We start from the raw sequence: 2,924 nt of genomic DNA on the forward strand, positions 1-2,924 counted from the left end.
TTCGGCGTCAACGTCTCGGCGCCGCGCGCCATCGAGAACTTTCTCGACATGGGCCACTTTCCTTACGTGCACACCGACATCCTCGGCGTCGAACCGCATACCGAGGTGAAGGAATACGACGTCGAGATATCGGTCGACCGTGATGAGATCCTCGCCACGCGCTGCCGTTTCTTCCAGCCGATGGCGTCGACCACCTCGGATGGCGGCGCCGATGTTGACTATGTCTATCGCGTGCCGCATCCCTATTGCTCAGTGCTTTACAAATCGAGCCCGGTCGACGAGAGCCGTCGCGACGTGATCGCCATCTTCCTGCAGCCGGTCGATCAGGAGCATGTCCGCGCGCACATGCTGCTTTGCGTGCTCGACGAGAACAGCGAAGACAAGGTGATCAAGCGCTTCCAGCAGACGATCTTCGGCCAGGACAAGCCGATCCTCGAAAACCAGGTGCCGAAGCGCCTGCCGCTCGATCCGCGCGCCGAGACCCCGATCAGGGCCGACAAGTCGGCGATCGCCTACCGGCGCTGGCTAAGCCAGAAGGGCGTGACCTACGGGGTCATTCCGGCGGCAGCCTGACCACGACATTTTTGGAGACGATTGATGTTGGAAGAAGCCCGAAACCGGTGGCATCCGATCGCCGCTGCCCATGACCTGCCGTTCCGCCATGTTTTCCATGGCCAGCTCCTTGGCAGGGAGTTTGCCGTCTGGCGGGCCGATGACGGCTACGTCAACATCTGGGAGAACCGCTGCCTCCATCGCGGCGTGCGGCTGTCGATCGGCATCAATGACGGCCGCGAGCTGAAGTGCCAGTATCACGGCTGGCGCTATTCCAACCGCACCGCCGGCTGCACCTACATCCCGGCGCATCCGGCCGACGCGCCGGCCCGCACCATCACCAATCGCACCTACCCGGCGGTCGAGCGCTACGGCCTCGTCTGGTCCTCTGAAGAGCCGCAGGGCGAGGTGCCGGATGTCGCCGGCCTGGCCGAGGGCAAGCTGCTTGCGCTCCGCGGTATCCCGGTCAATGCGCCGGCCGACAAGGTCGCCGAGAAGCTGAAGGCCTATCGTTTCCAACCCAACGGCGTGATCGATGGCGATAGCGCCGAGATCAGCGTCGAGGCCTGTCAGGACTTCGCCGCGGCGCTGCGGTCGCGCGACGGCGGCGCCGAGACGCTTGGCGTCTTCTTCGTCCAGCCGGTCGACTCCAACCGCTCGGTGATCCGCGGCGTGCTCGATCGGGATGCCGATGGCGCCGCGCGCATTGCCATCCTGCACCACCACAACGAACGGCTTTCCAAGCTGCGCGACGAGGTCGAGCGCGATGTGGCGAACGCGCCGGCGCCGGCACCGATCGAACCGGTCTATGAGCGGGTGTCGGCCGAGCTTGCCGAAATGCCCGAGCTGACCGCGCATGGCCGCAAGGCGGCGTTGCGGGTCACGGTGGCAAGGAAATGGCTGGCTGCCGACGGCATTGCCGGCTTCGAGTTGCGGCCGATCAAGGGCATCCTGCCGACCTTCCAGCCCGGCGCGCATATCGACGTCCATATGCCGAATGGCGAGATCCGCCAATATTCGATCACCAATGGGCCCGGCGAAACCGACAGCTTCGTCATCGGCGTCAAGTTGGAGCGGGATTCGAAGGGTGGCTCGAAATGCATGCACGAAACCGTCCGCGAAGGCGACGTGCTGGCGATCTCCGAGCCACGCAACAACTTCCCGCTGCGCCGCGACGCGATCAAGACGATCTTCGTTGCCGGCGGCATTGGCATCACGCCGCTGCTGGCCATGGCGCAGGCGTTGAAGAACCAGGAACTGACGCACGAGCTGCACTATTTCGCGCAGGGCGAGGAGCATCTCGCATTCGCCGATCGCCTGAAGCTACTCGGCGAAGCGTTGCGGCCGCATCTTGGGCTGTCGCCGGACGCCACCGGTGCCGAGCTCCAGCGCTTGCTCACGGGCTACCGGAACGGCATGCACCTCTACATCTGCGGCCCTGGCCCGATGCTGGAGGCGGCGCGCAGGATCGCGGCCGAGCAGGGCTGGCCCGACAGCGCGGTGCATTTCGAATATTTCAAGAACACCAACAAGATCGACGACAGGTCGAGCTTCGAGGTGGCGCTGGCGAGGTCCTGCGTCACGCTGCAGGTGCCGGCCGGCAAGACGATCCTGCAGGTCATGCGTGAGAGCGGCATCGACGTGCCGTCCTCCTGCGAGCAGGGCGCCTGCGGCACCTGCGTGGCGACCGTGATCGAGGGCGAGCCCGACCATCAGGACGTCTACCTCAACGACGCCGAACGCAAGGCAGGGACCAGGATCATGACCTGCGTTTCGCGCGCCAAATCGGCCCGCCTCGTGCTGGATATCTAGGAGCTACCTATGATCACGCTTTACGACTACGAGCTGTCGGGCAATTGCTACAAATTGCGGCTGCTGATGAGCTTCCTCGGCATCGACCACAAGACCGTGCCGGTCGACTTCTATCCTGGACGCGAGCACAAGTCGGAATGGTTCCTCAAGCTCAATCCGCTTGGGCAGCTCCCGGTCATCGACGATGACGGCCTGATCCTGCGCGACGCCCAGGCGATCCTGGTCTACCTCGCCTCGAAATATGACCCGTCCGGCAAATGGTATCCGAGGGACAATCCGGCGCTGCTCGGCGAGATCAGCCAGTGGCTGGCCTTCGCCGACGGCATCACCGGAACGGCCTCGGCGGCCCGCCTGCACGATGCGCTGTTCTACGATTTCGATATCGACGCCGCCCGCGCCGGCGCGCACCGCCTGTTCCGCATCCTCGACGAGCATCTGTGGTTCGGCGAGCAGGAAGGTCGCCAGTGGATCTGCTCGGCCGCGCATCCGACGATCGCCGACATCGCCTGCTTCCCCTACATCATGCTGTCGGAAGAGGGTGGTATTCAGCGCCAGGACTA

At 64.5% G+C, this 2,924-nt stretch carries 3 protein-coding genes; all 3 read left to right on the forward strand.

Features of this window, described 5'->3' with window-relative positions:
* Positions 1 to 573: aromatic ring-hydroxylating dioxygenase subunit alpha (locus Q0L57_RS10605; RefSeq protein ID WP_296742259.1), on the forward strand; the 573-nt coding region annotated here is incomplete at its 5' end.
* Between the two features lie 24 nt (positions 574 to 597).
* Positions 598 to 2,364: a 2Fe-2S iron-sulfur cluster-binding protein gene (locus Q0L57_RS10610; RefSeq protein ID WP_296742261.1), complete on the forward strand. Its 1,767-nt coding sequence runs from the start codon at positions 598 to 600 to the stop codon at positions 2,362 to 2,364.
* A 9-nt stretch (positions 2,365 to 2,373) separates the two neighbouring features.
* Positions 2,374 to 2,924, forward strand: a 551-nt coding sequence (locus tag Q0L57_RS10615; protein ID WP_296742263.1) for a glutathione S-transferase family protein, incomplete at its 3' end; no start/stop codon positions are given.

The sequence above is a fragment of the Mesorhizobium sp. genome (assembly GCF_024509055.1).
Lineage (GTDB): Bacteria > Pseudomonadota > Alphaproteobacteria > Rhizobiales > Rhizobiaceae > Mesorhizobium.